Raw genomic sequence first — 652 nt, 5'->3', positions numbered from 1 at the left:
CCGCAACCTCCCGCCCCTCCCCCACCGCACCGACGGGCGCCACTACGCCCCGGACGTGTGAGGCGGTCGGCCCCCGGCTCAGAACTCCGGGGAGCGCAGCGTCCGTTCACGAACGGTGTCGAGGAACGCCGGCACATCCTCCATCTTCGTCCCCGTGCACTGGATGATCAGGTCCATCACGTCCCCGGCCGACAACGCCCCGACCACCGGGTGCACATGGGCCAGCCCGATCCGCTCCTCCATCCGCTTCAGCACATGAATCGCGAGATTCAGCTCGGGAACGTGGCTGGTGTGCCCGAAGTCCAGATTCTCCTTGATCACCCACATCTCGGGGATCACCTGACCGAAGATGATGACGTGCGCCAGCGCGAACATCGCCCGCGCGCACTGCCGGGCGCTCTCCTCGCTCTCGTCCTGGAGCGCCGAGACGGCCTCGTCGTCCTCCGCCAGGTGCGCCTGGATCAACGCCACCGCGTGCAGCACCTCGTCCGAGGTGTACGGCCTGACCACGTCGTCCATCGTCGCGCCACCGCCCGTTCACCGTTCTCCGTCCTTGCGAACGCCAAGTCTCCCAGGTAAGGCTTCCCTACGGGCCAGTTCCGACCGATTCCGCCCGGCTCACGCCACCCCGGGATCCGCCCCCGTGTCCGCC

At 68.4% G+C, this 652-nt stretch carries 1 protein-coding gene; it reads right to left on the bottom strand.

Features of this window, described 5'->3' with window-relative positions; all coding sequences use genetic code 11:
• Positions 1–78: 78 nt before the first annotated feature.
• The gene (locus ACSNOC_RS27850; protein ID WP_436750348.1) at positions 79–519 is read right to left on the bottom strand and encodes a DUF6224 family protein; all 441 of its coding nucleotides are present in this window, start codon (positions 517–519) and stop codon (positions 79–81) included.
• Positions 520–652: the final 133 nt, after the last annotated feature.

This window comes from Streptomyces sp. URMC 129 (assembly GCF_051386415.1).
Taxonomy (GTDB): domain Bacteria; phylum Actinomycetota; class Actinomycetes; order Streptomycetales; family Streptomycetaceae; genus Streptomyces.
Note: the sequence above shows the minus strand (reverse complement) of the source record. Positions and strands in the feature narration are given on the sequence as shown.